Raw genomic sequence first — 13,779 nt, 5'->3', positions numbered from 1 at the left:
GCGGGCTGGTGCCGCAGGATTGGGCGGCCCGGCTGCTGTTCGTTACGCCAAGCCGCCAGTTCCCCACTGGCGCGGTGCTGCCGCTGGACCGGCGGCGCCGTCTGCTGGAGTGGGCGCGCCGGCAGGAAGCGCTGATCGTTGAGGACGATTATGACAGCGAGTTCCGCTGGGGCGGGCGGCCCATAGAACCGCTGAAGGCGCTTGACCGCGAGGAGCGGGTCGTCTACATCGGCTCGTTCTCGAACAGCATGTTCTCCGGCTTAAGGCTGGGCTATGCGGTCCTGCCGCCCTGGCTGATCAAGCCGGTAACCGCCGCCAAAGCGCTGTATGAGCCGCTGCCGGGAGCCCAATTGGAGCAGCGCGCACTGGCGCGCTTCATGCATACCGGCGGCTACGGCCGTCACCTGCGGCGGATGACGCGCATTTATGGCGAGCGTGCCCGCATCTTCCGCTCCCTGCTGTCGGAGCGGCTCGGTCTGCTGTTTGAGCCGCTGCCCGGCGATGCGGGTCTGCATATCTACGCGCACTGGCGGCGCAGCAGGGAGGAATTCGCCGCCTTCCGGGCGGCGGCGCTTAAGCGCGGCACGGATTTCCGGGACGCCGCGCTGTACCGGGTCGTGCCGGGTGCGCCGGCCGCCTGCTTTTCTTTTGCCCATTTGGACAGCGGGCAGCTGGAAATCGGGGTCAATCGTCTCCTGCTGGCCTGGAAGGATGTGCAAAATAGGACATGACAAGGTATTATGAGAAGTATGGAAATGCCGCGAACAGGCGGCCTGTTGTATTTTGTACCGAATATTGGGGACGCTTCCGAAGCGAGTTTTGCTGCAAAGTAATCTCGAAGAAGCGGAATCCCGCAAAACTTTTAGGGGGGAACATTATGCTGCATGCATCGCCGTCCTCTTTTGTGATCCTGCCGGCTCTGGCGAAGATTGTCTGCGAACCGGGCTGGAAATGGCAAAAAGAGAGAAGCCGCTGCAAAATTATGATTTGTTCTATGTCTGGAGCGGGGAAGGCACGGTTGTGCGCAGAGGGGTGCCTTATCAGGTGGGCCAGGGGAGCTGCTTCCTGTTCCGTCCCGGAGATCATACGAGTGCGACCCATAATCCGCAAAAGCCGCTTGTGCTTACATATATTCACTTTGATGTTGCTGAGGATGTGACAGACATTCCCGAGCCTTACCGCGTGCTGTCGGAAACGGTGGAGTTCGAGCATCTGCTGGCCCGGTATGTCCGCCTGTTCCTGGTGAAGACCTTCGCGGCACAGGAGGAAGGCCAGCTCATTCTGAAGCAGCTGATGATTCATCTGCTGCGTGAGGATCAGGTGATGCCGGTGGAACGCCATGTAAGCAACCAGCTCGCAGAGGTCATCCATGAGGTGGCCAACTATGTCAGCCAGCATCCCGGAGCGATGCATCGGGTGGAGGATCTGGCGGCGCGCGCAGGGCTGTCGCCGCGTTATTTTTCAATCAAATTCAAGGAGATTACCGGATCTTCCGTTCAGTCTTATGTGATCCGCACCCGGATTGAGCGGGCACAGCATCTGCTGCTGTACGCCGGAATGAACGTGACCGAGGTGGCGGATGCGCTGGGCTACCGCGATATTTTCTTTTTCAGCCGCCAATTTAAGCAGCACACCGGGAAAAGTCCGTCCGAAATCCGCTGATTTCCCGGTTGTTTCAGTTTTTTCCAGCCGGGGTAAATACGTTGCAGCCTGTTTACATACGATGTGAACTGCTGCCTGGAAGGGGAGAATGAACAAAATGATAAGACGACGGATCTGCAATACCGACTGCAAAGGCGGAGGGAGCGGGATTTTCCGCAACCGCTGGAGACGCTTGAAGCACAGCAGCGTGATGACTCCCGATCATTGGTTCTGAGTGAATTAGGAATGCTAGGCCATGGGACATAGACTGGTCCAATGGATATAAGAAGAGACCGGGGCCGGAGGGCTTCCGGTTTTTTGATATAACGGCGGCGTTTTATGCATGTTGCTTATTGGTAATATAGCTGCCAAGGCGTAAACCGGGCGCGGTTAATGGATAGCGGCTTATTTATAATAAAAGCAGGCGTACTCTTATTCACAAGGAAGATTATCCGGTGAAATATAGACGATCGGGGGAAAGTGGATGGAAGGTCAACGAACTCAGTTTGGGCCGCTGTCTTCCTTCCCGAAGTTATGCTGAACCCGAACACGCGGAGCAATCGTTCCAAACAGCATACGGTCCCGGCCATCCATCCTGTGAGGTGACCGGTGCCAGGGGCTTATTCGGCTCCAATATACGGCTGCGCGGCATATATGCTTAAGAAACGGGAGAGGAGCAAGTTATGTGTCAAGTAACGGATCAGATGCGGTAAAGGCGGGTCTAGGGGCATCGAAGACAGATGCAGGCTCGGTCGAAGTGACAAGTACAGGCTCAGGGGATATGCGTGCAGATGCAGGTACGGATACGCTCCGAATCAAACGTATCTACGCCCCGCCGGAGGCGGCGGACGGCAGAAGGGTGCTGGTTGACCGCCTGTGGCCGCGCGGGGTGTCCAAGGAATCGGCACAGCTCGACGACTGGATGCGGGAGGCCGCGCCGTCACCCGAATTGCGGAAGTGGTTCGCTCATAAACCCGACAAATTTGCGGAGTTTGCGGTGCTGTATGAGGAGGAACTACAATCGGAGCCGGCGGCGGGCGAAATGGAGCGGCTGTGCGCCTGGGCCAGGGAAAGCCCGGTGACGCTGCTGTATGCAGCGAAGGATGAGCAGCACAATCATGCGCGGGTGCTGCGGGACGCGGTGCTGCGGCGGCTGTCAGCGCACGGATCGTAGCGGGAGCGGCAACAGGCGGCAAAAGCGGTGGCTGGAGGACGATTTTTGGACCGGTAAAGAAACCGGAGAGCCGCCGAAGCAAGGCCTTGAAGAACCCGGTCAGCAGGCCTATGATGGGAGTAGGATTATATAGATTATGAAACTACGGGCAGGAGGAGAGAGTATGTACGAAATCGTATTGATACGCCATGGAGAGAGCGAGTACAACCGCCAAAATCTGTTCACAGGCTGGAGCGACCCCGATCTGACGGAGAAGGGGGTAGAGGAAGCTAAAGCGGCGGGCAAGCTGCTGAGGGAGGCCGGCTATACTTTCGATTTGGCCTTTGCTTCTGTGCTGAAGCGTTCAATCAAGACATTGAATTATGTGCTGGATGAAATGGACCTGCTGTGGATTCCGGTACAGAAATCCTGGAAGCTGAACGAGCGTCATTACGGAGCGCTGCAGGGTCTGAGCAAGAGCGAGACTGCGGTAAAATACGGCGAAGAGCAGCTGCACATCTGGCGGCGCAGCCTGTCCGTCCGGCCTCCGATGCTGGAGCCGGATGATCCGCGTTATGCCAGGAACGACATCCGCTACAAGGAGGTCCGGCCCGGCGATATTCCGCGCGGCGAAAGCCTGGAAGATACCGTACACCGTGTCGGTGATTTCTGGAGCAACCGCATCGTGCCGCTGATCCGCAAGAAGGAACGGGTGCTGATCTCGGCGCATGGCAACACGCTGCGGGCGCTGATCAAATTCATGGAAGACATTGACGAGAAGGCGCTGCTGGACCTGAATGTGCCGACCGGAGTCCCTCTGGTCTACAAGCTGGATGATGATGTGAAGCCGATCAGCCGCTTCTATCTCGGGGAACCGGCAGAGGTGCAGGAGAAAGCCCGCGAGGTGGCGAATCAGAGCAAGGTGACGGAATAATTCTGTTGGATATAGGTGTCAACAAGTAGAAACGGCTTAGCCGTCCTTGAAAAGACGGTACCGTTTCAGCGAGAAATATAAGGATAATTTTTTGCGTGAAGCATCTAAATGCTTATATTTTTAAAAAGGCGGCAGATCTCCAGGCCATGGGAGACTTGCCGCCTTTGATTATTCTACACCGGCCGCTGCAGCGTGCCCAGCAGCTCGCCCATCTTCACCTTGGTTCCGCTGGTCAGCCCTGGACGCACGGTGAAGCTGCCGTTCTCCAGGAGCAGTACTACGGTGGAGCCGAATTCGAAATAAGCGAGATCGTCGCCGATCTGCCAGGCATCAGCCGCTTCATCCGCGTAATGGATGCTGCTGACATTCATCGCGCCGACTTTTACCACGGCGGCTTCACCGTTGGCTCCGGCGATATAAGTAATCAGCCGTTCATTGCGGCTCAGCACACCTTTCATGTGTCTCATGCCAAACTCATTGACCGGATAGGCCCGTCCGCGGATATGCTCACTTTCGACCTTGCGCCCGGTAAGCGGGGAGTGAATCCGGTGATAATCCGTTGGACTTAAGTAGAGCACGAAGAAAAAGCCTTTTTTGTACAGCTCCAGGTGCGGGGAATGGTTCAAAAGATCTTCCAGTTCATAGTCCTGTCCTTTTACATTCATTATCGTTCCGGAATGAATCTCGCCCATGGCGGTAATCAGCGCATCCACCGGGCTGGCTACCGCATTCTCGTGGCCGGCGATAGGACGCATGCCGGGTTTCAGGCGGCGGCTGAAAAATTCATTGAGTGTAAGGTATTCCCCGGAATGCTTCTCTGCCTCAGAAGCGGGAATATGATAAATCCGAATAAATGCCGGGATTAAAAAACGGCTGAGTCTGCTATGGGAAAAAGCCCCCATCAACCGGGAAAGCCATCTGTGCGAGGACAACTCGGTCATCAGCCGCAGCAATTGTTTTACCATGATTATCTCCCTTCCATCATGCAGCAGCACGGTCCCGTGTCCGGGACCGCCCGCTCTGCATTATATTGACATAGAATAGGAGACAAATCAATAACTGTTATGCCGTGCAGGACGGTCAAGCAGGTATCTTGCATATGCCATAGGCTTCCGGTAGCTTTCCTTCCAGGTGCCGGTCAGTCCGGCTTTGCGGAAGCCGTAGCGCTGATCCCGTCCGTTGCACTCGATGAAATAGATGCGGCCTTTTCCGGTGATGCCCATGTCCAGTCCGATGTCCGCCAGGCCGGGGAGACTTTTCTCCAGTTCACGTGCAACACTGAGGCTGTGCGCCAGAACGGACATGCGGATACCTGCCGCTGCGGCACCGGAGAATGCCTGCTCCAGTGCAAAGGTGGGGTCAAGCGCCTCCCCGCCGCGGGCAATGTTGGAGACGAAGCCGCCGGGTGCTGCCCGTTTGGCGAACAGTCCGGTGACCTGCCACTCTCCGCCCCAGCCCCGCTGAACGGTGACGCGGAGATCAAACGGCCGGCCCCCAAGCTCGGCCAGCGGGATACGTTCCTGGACCAGGTAAGGAGCAGATGCCAGGCGCGCCCGCAGGGCTCTGGGCAGGGCATCCTGGTAGACGGCTGTACTGGCCCAGCTGTTGGAGCCGCCGGGCAGATAGCTCCAGGTCCAGTGCCCGGGACTGTTCTGCGAGAGGCGCATTACGCCCTGCCCGATACTCCCCCGGCAAGGCTTCAGGATAAGATCGGAATAGCTGTCCATCATTTCCTTCAGTCCGGAGAGCCCGGCTGAGGTGACCGGCAGAAGGCCGCGCAGCCCTTCATTCTGCTCAAGCAACCCATGGATCTGGTCTTTTCCATAGCGGTTGCATGTATTATATACCTGAACGCCGCTGCGAAGGAGTCTTTCAACTCCACGGCTCCCCGGGTCGTAGATGGCCCGGTTGTGAATGACGTCCGGTGTCGGAATTACGGCACTCCTGTAGCCATTAGGCCCATTTACGTAGGCAATGCTGTAGCCGGATTTCGTATCGATATCGGACAGCTTCAGGAAGCAGGGGGTTAATCCGTATGCGGCGGCGGCTTCCTCATAGCTCTCCAGTGATTCCTGTCCCGTTTTTAGCCGGGGAACGCCCCGGTGCATAGCGGCATTTAACAGTATTCCCACGAGCTTTTGCCCCATGTTTGTTCCTCCTGTTATCTTCTATTGTTCCGGCTGCTCCTCTTCCTGTGTCATTGTATGTGTGTACTTGCCTTTTAGGGTTGGACGGATGCGCTGTGGCAGAAGCCCTTTTTTGAAAGAAACTGCGTATTCCGTTTCCTCCGGCAGCAGAAGCAGAATTGTCAGGCTTGGCGCGCAAAAGGGTGTCATCCGCCCAGTGCGCTGCATATGATGCCTAGGAGAAACAATAGATGGAAGGAGGAGACTGCTTGTGAAGGGCTCCAGAAGAAATCAGCACCGCAGTTCCAAAAAACCGCTCTATATTGTGGATAATCCGAATATGAAGGAACTCAGTTTGCTGGGAAGCAGTCCCAAGGTACAGGAGGTGGCAGACACCTCCGGCAGCGAAACGCCGGATGCCGGGAGTTCAACTCTGAAGGTGAGCGGGGTGGATACGCTTGAGGCGGCGGAATTCGTACAATCTCCCGTACTTGATCAGCAAGAGCCTCAGGAACAGGTGGCGGAAATTGACGTTGAGGATGATGAACCTTTGCTGCCAATCCCTGAGATTGTGCTGCCAGTGGTGGAAAAGGAACGCCTCCAGCCTGTATATACGGACGATTTGTCCGATGCTGCCGTTACCGGAAGAAAAATTGCGCCCCGGACCATTGACGGGTCCAAGCTGAAATTCGGCATCATCGGCACGCCCTGGCTGCAGGACTATGCTGTGCAGAGCATTAATATCGCGGACAAGGCAATAACATCCTCCAAACTGGCCCCTGAATCCGTAACGGGCGAACATTTGGCGGAAGGAAGCATCAGCGGCGGCAAGCTGCTGGACCATTCCATTAGCGGTGAGAAGCTGAAAAATGGCAGCATCGGTCCGGAGAAGCTGGCTGACCGGATCATCGGCGGCGGCCAAATTGCCGACCAGGCCATTACCAGCCGCCACCTCAGCGACTGCATCATCACAGCGGAGCTGCTGGAGGATGGGGCGGTGACAGGCGAGAAAATCCTGAGCAGCAGCATCGTCAGCCGGCATTTGGCGAATGGAAGCATTGACCGTTCCAAGCTGGCTGACGAAGCGGTATCGGGCGATAAAATTGCCGACGGTGAAATCAGCGGTGCCAAGCTGGGGGAGGCCGTAATTGAGAGCCGCCATATCAGCAGCAGCGCAATTACAGCGGCGCATCTGGCTCCGGGTGCGATTGGACCGGAACAGCTGGCCGGCCGGCTGATCGGCAAAGAGCAGCTTCAACTTGGTGTTATCGAAAGCGGGCATCTTGCCGACGGTGCGGTAGGTTCACGCCAGATTGGCAAAGAGGTGATACGCGGGCAGCACTTAAGCCCGGAAAGTGTGAATGGGAGCCATATTGCTGACGGTGAAATTGCCAGCCGTCATTTGGCGGACCGCAGCATTTCTTTTGTAAAGCTTGCAGAAGGTGCGGTAGGGACAGCCCAGCTTGTGGAGCAGGCGGTCACCTCCTCCAAAATCGCCGATCAAAGCATTCTCTCGCATAAGCTGGCTGATGAAGCCGTCACGACACGGCATATCGCCAAATCTGCTGTACGTGGGCCTCAGATTGCCATGCAGGCTGTTACTTCCGTCCACCTGCAGCGCGAGTCTATTGAAAATTCCCATTTGGCAGCGAAATCAGTCGGTTCAATCCAATTGCAGGAAGAGGCAGTGCTTACAGCCCATCTGGCCAGCGGAGCTGTTACGGGTGAACAGCTGGCAGGTGCCTCAGTGGCAGGAGAGCATCTTCGTCCGCAAAGTATTACCCCGGATAAATTGGCGGATGGCAGTATTACTGCCGCCAAGCTGGCTCACGGTGCGGTTAGTCCCAATGCTATTGCGCGGGAAGCTGTTAGTGGAGAGCATATTGCTTTTTGTACGGTTGAGGAAAAAAATCTGGCCGATGCCAGCGTCAGCGGGCGTGTATTGCAGCGCGCAGTGGTGGATGCCGAGCATTTGGCACCGGGTGCTGTGGAACGCAGGCATCTTGGAGATAACAGTGTCACCTCTTCTGCACTGCAGCCGGGTTCGGTGGTGGGTGAAAAGCTGGGTACAGGTGCTGTGAAGGAAATTCATCTTTCCGCCGCTATTGTTCAGCCGCATCACCTGTCTGATTATGCAGTAACTTCATTGAAGCTGTCGCCGGAAAGTGTGTCCACCGATAAGCTGGGAGACCTGTCGGTTACGACGGCAAAGCTGGCGGATGGAAGCGTAGAATCCGCCAAACTGGGAGCATCGTCCGTTCAAGCCGAGCACTTGGCAGCGGGGGCGGTCGGATCTGGTTCGATCATCGACGCTGCAGTGCAGGGCAGACATCTTGCCCCGGGAAGTGTGGGCGGTGCACATATTCGGCCGATGTCCATCGGCAATGGACATATTAACCCAAGTTCGGTCTCTTCCATTCAGATTCAGGATGGCAGCATCTCCGGAGCCAAGCTGATCGAAGGAGCTGTTTCCTCCCGCCACCTTGCGCAGAAAAGTGTAGAAAACGGCCACTTGGCTGAAGCTTCGGTGGAAGGACGGCATATCGGGCAAGGCAGCATTACCTTGGCCCATCTGGCCGAGGAAGTCCGCAGCAGCCAAATTCTGCCGGACGCCAGTATTGGCGGAGAGAAGCTGGTACCGGGTGCTGTAGAGGCCACGCATTTGGCTCCCGGCAGTGTGGGAGCCGGGCATCTGCAGCCGGAGGCGGTGGAAGGACAGCATATTCGGGCCGGAGAGATCACTCTGGCGCATCTGGCGGAAGAAACACGCAGTGCAGACATCCTGCCGGATGGAAGCATCAGCAGTATGAAGCTGGCCGAGGGCTCCGTCGGACCGTTCCATTTAGCCCCCGGCACCGTGTATGCAGATCATTTGACCACAGATGCGGTAGACAGCCGCCATATCCGCTCCGGCAGCATCCAGTTTGAGCATTTGGCCAAAGACACGCTGACCCCGGAACTGCTGCCGGATGGCAGTATCGACGGCGTGAAGCTGGCGGCAGGCGCGGTGAGCTCGCTCCATCTGCAGCAAGAAAGCGTTTATGGTGAACATCTTGTAGACGGAATCCTGCAGGAACGGCATTTGCGTCCCGGTCTGATCAAGCTTGAGCATCTGGGGGATGAAGCCCGCAGTGCAGCGCTGCTGCCGGATGGCAGTATTGGAGGAAGTAAGCTGGCGGCTGGTGCGGTAGGTTCTTTTCAGCTGGCTTCCGGCAGCGTCTATGGAGGACATTTGGCAGCGGATGCGGTAGACAGCCGCCATATCCGTCCCGGCAGCATCCAGTTGAGCCATCTGGCTGCCGGGACGAAAAGCGCGGAGCTGCTGCCGGACGGCAGCATCGAAGGAAGCAAGCTGGCAGAAGGGGCAGTGGGTTCACAGCATCTGCAAGCGGAGAGCATTAAGGGCGGACATCTTGCGGATGGAACGCTGGAGGAGCGTCATTTGAGCTCCGGTATCATCAAGCTTGCGCATTTGGCGGAGGAAGTCCACAGCGCAGACCTGCTGCCGGACGGCAGTATCGACGGCAGCAAGCTGGCAGAGGGGGCAGTGGGTCCGCAGCATCTGCAAGCGCAAAGTATCCAGGGCGGACATCTTGCGGATGGAACGCTGGAGGAGCGTCATTTGAGCTCCGGTATCATCAAGCTTGCGCATTTGGCGGAGGAAGTCCACAGCGCAGACCTGCTGCCGGACGGCAGTATCGACGGCAGCAAGCTGGCAGAGGGGGCAGTGGGTCCGCAGCATCTGCAAGCGCAAAGTATCCAGGGCGGACATCTTGCGGATGGAACGCTGGAGGAGCGTCATTTGAGCTCCGGTATCATCAGGCTTGCGCATCTGGCGGAGGAAGTCCACAGCGCAGACCTGCTGCCGGACGGCAGCATTGGAGCAAGCAAGCTGGCGGCTGGTGTGGTGGGTACGCATCACCTGCAGCCGCAGAGCATCTACGGCAGTCATCTCGCAGATAAAACGCTGGAAGATCGCCATTTGGGCCCCGGCATCATCAAGCTTGTGCATCTGGCGGAAGAAACCCGCAGCGCGGAGCTGCTGCCGGACGGCAGCATTGACAGCAGCAAGCTGGCAGCCGGGGCGGTAGGCCCGCAGCATCTGGCCACCGAAAGCGTATATGGCGGCCACCTGGCCCCTGAAGCAGTGAACAGCCGCCATATCTGCCCCGGCAGTATTCATCTGGAGCATCTGGCAGAGGGTACGCTGACTCCGGAGCTGCTGCCGGATGGCAGCATTGACGGCAGCAAGCTGGCGGATGGAGCGGTGGGTCCGGAGCATCTGCAGCCGCAGAGCATCGAGGGCGGTCACCTGGCAGATGGAGCGCTGGAAGATCGCCATTTGAGCCCCGGCATCATCAAGCTTGAGCATCTGGCGGAGGAAGTCCGCAGCGCGGAGCTGCTGCCGGATAGCAGTATTGACGGCAGCAAGCTGGCGGACGGAGCGGTGGGTCCGGAGCATCTGCAGCCGCAGAGCATCGAGGGTGGTCACCTGGCAGATGGAATGCTGGAAGATCGCCATTTGAGCCCCGGCATCATCAAGCTTGAGCATCTGGCGGAGGAAGTCCGCAGCGCGGAGCTGCTGCCGGACGGCAGCATTGACGGCAGCAAGCTGGCGGATGGAGCGGTGGGTCCGGAGCATCTGCAGCCGCAGAGCATCGAGGGCGGCCACCTGGCAGATGGAGCGCTGGAAGATCGCCATTCGAGCCCCGGCATCATCAAGCTTGAGCATTTGGCGGAAGAAGTCCGCAACGCGGATCTGCTGCCGGATGGCAGTATCGACGGCAGCAAGCTGGCGGACGGAGCGGTGGGTCCGGAGCATCTGCAGCCGCAGAGCATCGAGGGCGGTCACCTGGTAGATGGAGCGCTGGAAGATCGCCATTTGAGCCCCGGCATCATCAAGCTTGAGCATTTGGCGGAGGAAGTCCGCAGCGCGGAGCTGCTGCCGGACGGCAGCATTGATGGCAGCAAGCTGGCGGACGGAGCGGTGGGTCCGGAGCATCTGCAGCCGCAGAGCATCGAGGGCGGTCACCTGGTAGATGGAGCGCTGGAAGATCGCCATTTGAGCCCCGGCATCATCAAGCTTGAGCATTTGGCGGAGGAAGTCCGCAGCGCGGAGCTGCTGCCGGACGGCAGCATTGATGGCAGCAAGCTGGCGGACGGAGCGGTGGGTCCGGAGCATCTGCAGCCGCAGAGCATCGAGGGCGGTCACCTGGTAGATGGAGCGCTGGAAGATCGCCATTTGAGCCCCGGCATCATCAAGCTTGAGCATCTGGCGGAAGAAGTCCGCAGCGCGGAGCTGCTGCCGGACGGCAGTATCGACGGCAGCAAGCTGGCGGCCGGCGCGGTGGGTTCGGAGCATCTGGCTCCCGGCAGTATATATGGAGGCCATCTGGCTCCTGAAGCGGTGGACGGCCGCCATATCCGCCCCGGCAGCATCCATCTAGAGCATCTGGCTGAGAACACACTGACTCCAGAACTGCTGTCGGATGGCAGCATTGGCGGCAGCAAGCTGGCGGCAGGTGCGGTGGGTCCGCAGCATCTGGCTCCCGGCAGTATATATGGAGGCCATCTGGTCCCAGAAGCAGTGGACGGCCGCCATATCCGCTCAGGCAGTATCCGGCTGTCACATCTGGCTGAGAACACACTGACTCCAGAGCTGCTGCCGGATGGCAGTATCGGCGGCAGCAAGCTGGCGGCAGGGTCAGTAGGTCCGGAGCATCTGAAGCCGCAGAGCATCGAGGGCGGGCATTTGGCAGATGGAACGCTGGAAGATCGCCATTTGGGCCCCGGCATCATCAAGCTTGAGCATCTGGCGGAAGAAGTCCGCAGCGCGGAGCTGCTGCCGGACGGCAGTATCGACGGCAGCAAGCTGACGGCAGGCGCGGTGGGTTCACAGCATCTGGCTCCCGGCAGTATATATGGAGGCCATCTGGCTCCTGAAGCAGTGGACGGCCGCCATATCCGCCCCGGCAGCATTCATCTAGAGCATCTGTCCGAGAACACACTGACTCCAGAGCTGCTGCCGGACGGCAGCATCGATGGCAGCAAGCTGGCAGCAGGGACGGTGGGTCCGGAGCATCTGGCTCCCGGCAGTATAAATGGAGGCCATCTGGCTCCTGAAGCAGTGGACGGCCGCCATATCCGCCCCGGCAGCATTCATCTAGAGCATCTGTCCGAGAACACACTGACTCCAGAGCTGCTGCCGGACGGCAGCATCGACGGCAGCAAGCTGGCGGTAGGCGCGGTGGGTCCGCAGCATCTGGTTCCCGGCAGTATAAATGGAGGCCATCTGGTTCCAGAAGCGGTGGACGGCCGCCATATCCGCTCTGGCAGTATCCGGCTGGCACATCTGGCAAAGGATACACTGACTCCAGAGCTGCTGCCGGACGGCAGTATCGACGGCAGCAAGCTGGCGGCAGAGGCAGTAGGGTCCTATCAACTGGCCCCGGGCAGTGTATACGGAGGTCATTTGGCTCCGGGGGCGGTGGATGGCCGCCATATCCGCTCTGGCAGCATTCAGTTTGCTCATCTGTCCGAGAGTGTGCTGACCTCCGAGCTGCTGCCGGACGGCAGCATCAGCGATGCCAAGCTGGCGTTAGACGCGGTAGGCCCGCAGCACCTCCAGCTGAAGAGCGTCCACGGCGGGCATCTTGCGGATGAAGCGCTGGAAGAACGTCATTTGAGCCCCGGCATCATCAAGCTTGAGCATCTGGCGGAGGAAATCCACAGTGCAGACCTGCTGCCGGATGGCAGCATCAGCGATGCCAAGCTGGCGGATGACGCGGTAGGCCCGCAGCACCTTCAGCTGCAGAGCGTTCACGGCGGACATATTGCGGATGAAGCGCTGGAGGAACGTCATTTGAGCCCCGGTATCATCAAGCTTGAGCATCTGGCGGAGGAAATCCACAGTGCAGACCTGCTGCCGGATGGCAGCATTACCGGGGAGAAGCTTGCGTTCGGCAGTGTAGGAACCAGGCAGCTGGCTGAAAGCGCAGTTGGAAACATAGAGCTTCAGGATGAAGCGGTGGACGCCTCCAAAATCACTTCATTCGCCATTCAATCCCGTCATCTGGAAGAAGACAGCGTACAGAGCTATCATATTGCTCCTGGTGCAATAATCGGTGATCATCTGACGCCCGGATCGGTAAATGCGGAGCACCTGTCGTTCAGTCCGGTACAGAGTTCAGGCAACCGGCAGGTTCTGCAGCAGTTCGGCATGACAGCGTTCATGTTCAACGGGGACGCGGAGAGTGCAGAGGTTACAGTGACTTTTGATGAAAGCTTTGGCCATACCGGCTATGTGCTTGTTGCCATGACCAATCAGCCGTTCTTCCATGCCTCGCTGAAAAGCAGGGGCGGTGGAGAAGCAGTCATTGAGGTGGTGAGGCTGCGCGAGACCTCGCATTTCTATGGAGTGTTATCATGGATTGCCCTCGGCTCCCCATTGTTGAAGCCGGCCAAGGATCATCGGGCGTTTGATTAAGAGCGGGGCCGGGAAGAGAATAGTGTAAAATTTTTAACAGGGCGCAGCCAACGGCTGCGTCCTTGTTTTTTGTGCAGGAAATTATACAATGCCCAAAAATGCGGATATCTTGGGAGCTTGAGCTTCAGATGATACTGGAGGTGCAAGAGGATTGGAATCCGTCAGTAGAGTGAAGCGGACAGAGAAGACCTAATTTTGCGAAAAAGCCTGTCTTTCTGGTTGTTTCGGACTCAGGAGCCGTTATATCGATCTTATGAGCCTAGAATGAGGGGAGAAAGGGCAAATAGCGGAATCATTCCGCATAACCTCCTGAACCGTCTGATTCGGCACAATAAAGGATTTCCTGTTCGCATCAGCTGCGGATAGAGCGTGAAGGGTGCTTATTGAGTCCGCAGAGGAACCCGCGCAAAACCGCACGGTCAAAGATACCTGTCCTAAC

Annotated in this window: 8 protein-coding genes and 1 pseudogene; 6 read left to right on the top strand and 3 right to left on the bottom strand. The window is 58.0% G+C overall.

The genetic code is table 11. The annotated features are described in order from the left end of the window. The first annotated feature begins 8 nt into the window (after positions 1–8). The 5 genes and pseudogenes from JI735_RS37180 (at position 9) to gpmA (ending at position 3,728) form a co-directional block, all read left to right on the top strand. Positions 9–731, top strand: a complete 723-nt coding sequence (locus JI735_RS37180; protein WP_202677035.1) for an aminotransferase class I/II-fold pyridoxal phosphate-dependent enzyme — start codon at positions 9–11, stop codon at positions 729–731. A gap of 146 nt (positions 732–877) precedes the next feature. Continuing rightward, positions 878–1,662, top strand: a pseudogene (locus JI735_RS03010) (helix-turn-helix domain-containing protein). Between the two features lie 88 nt (positions 1,663–1,750). Further along, complete coding sequence (locus tag JI735_RS36790) at positions 1,751–1,876, top strand: hypothetical protein (RefSeq protein ID WP_267919125.1); 126 nt, start codon at positions 1,751–1,753, stop codon at positions 1,874–1,876. Between the two features lie 450 nt (positions 1,877–2,326). Further along, positions 2,327–2,815: a DUF488 domain-containing protein gene (locus JI735_RS03005; RefSeq protein ID WP_325175571.1), complete on the top strand. Its 489-nt coding sequence runs from the start codon at positions 2,327–2,329 to the stop codon at positions 2,813–2,815. 163 nt (positions 2,816–2,978) lie between these two features. Further along, positions 2,979–3,728, top strand: a complete 750-nt coding sequence (gene gpmA / locus JI735_RS03000) for a 2,3-diphosphoglycerate-dependent phosphoglycerate mutase (protein WP_039837442.1) — start codon at positions 2,979–2,981, stop codon at positions 3,726–3,728. Between the two features lie 173 nt (positions 3,729–3,901). Here the strand turns inward: gpmA and asd are convergent, their stop codons facing one another. The 3 genes from asd to JI735_RS35210 form a co-directional block, all read right to left on the bottom strand. Further along, positions 3,902–4,693 (bottom strand): archaetidylserine decarboxylase, encoded by a 792-nt coding sequence (asd, locus tag JI735_RS02995; protein WP_039837443.1) that lies wholly within the window; start codon positions 4,691–4,693, stop codon positions 3,902–3,904. A gap of 87 nt (positions 4,694–4,780) precedes the next feature. After that, a complete protein-coding gene (locus JI735_RS02990) occupies positions 4,781–5,875 on the bottom strand; it encodes a YheC/YheD family endospore coat-associated protein (RefSeq protein WP_039837444.1) in 1,095 nt (364 codons plus the stop codon). Between the two features lie 21 nt (positions 5,876–5,896). Continuing rightward, positions 5,897–6,082 carry a hypothetical protein gene (locus JI735_RS35210; protein ID WP_233476223.1) on the bottom strand — a complete coding sequence of 62 codons (186 nt, stop codon included), beginning with the start codon at positions 6,080–6,082 and terminating at the stop codon, positions 5,897–5,899. A gap of 43 nt (positions 6,083–6,125) precedes the next feature. On the opposite strand from JI735_RS35210, the gene JI735_RS02985 reads away from it, so the two are divergent. Further along, entirely contained in the window at positions 6,126–13,340 is a 7,215-nt protein-coding gene (locus tag JI735_RS02985; RefSeq protein ID WP_202677034.1) for a WIAG-tail domain, read from the top strand. Positions 13,341–13,779 lie beyond the last annotated feature (439 nt).

This window comes from Paenibacillus sonchi, assembly GCF_016772475.1.
Taxonomy (GTDB): Bacteria; Bacillota; Bacilli; order Paenibacillales; family Paenibacillaceae; genus Paenibacillus_AQ; species Paenibacillus_AQ sonchi.
Note: the sequence above shows the minus strand (reverse complement) of the source record. Positions and strands in the feature narration are given on the sequence as shown.